General features: G+C 56.2%; 1 protein-coding gene. It reads right to left on the bottom strand.

The window, feature by feature from the left end:
• Nucleotides 1-302 precede the first annotated feature (302 nt).
• Nucleotides 303-551 (bottom strand): IS66 family insertion sequence element accessory protein TnpB, encoded by a 249-nt coding sequence (tnpB, locus tag C5748_RS29275; RefSeq protein ID WP_280953508.1) that lies wholly within the window; start codon nucleotides 549-551, stop codon nucleotides 303-305.
• Between the last annotated feature and the right edge of the window lie 18 nt (nucleotides 552-569).

Genomic DNA, 569 nt, shown 5'->3' with positions numbered 1-569 from the left:
AGCAGTTGGACCAGATGCAACTCAAGCTCTCGTCCTCCTGAAGTCCCATCTCTTGTCCCAAAATCCTTCATAACCGCCTATGGCGGTTCCCCGTCAAACCCCCAGCTCTGCTGGGGGTTATTGGCTTGGTCATGCGCCTGCAATGTGGCCGACATCTTCGCGTTTTCCGCCTGCAAAGCGGCAATCATTGCCTTGAGAAAGGCTGGATCGTCCGGAAGATTTGTCGTCGCGCTAGACATGATCCTGACTACCACGAGTCAGGATAAATTTCCATAAAAACCAGTGGTTTCAGTGGGATAAAATCACCCGACACGGGCCGGTGGCGCACCCCAATCAGGACGACGCCAATCGATCCCTTCCCACAACATCGCCAGTTGGGCCGACGTCAGCCGGGCAGTCCCGTCGGATGCCGAAGGCCAAGGAAACCGCCCCTTCTGCAAGATCTTGTAGGTCAGTTGGAAATACAGGCAGTTCCTCTGCCTCGTTGCAGTTTGCGACGGTGACGCACCCGTTTCATCCGTATTCCGGACAGCAAGGAGTGTGCGTCGCAAGGCGCGGCAATCGATCGG

Source organism: Phyllobacterium phragmitis (genome assembly GCF_002980495.1).
In the GTDB taxonomy this organism is placed as follows: Bacteria; Pseudomonadota; Alphaproteobacteria; order Rhizobiales; family Rhizobiaceae; genus Paramesorhizobium; species Paramesorhizobium phragmitis.
This window is presented reverse-complemented; position numbering and strand designations above follow the sequence as displayed.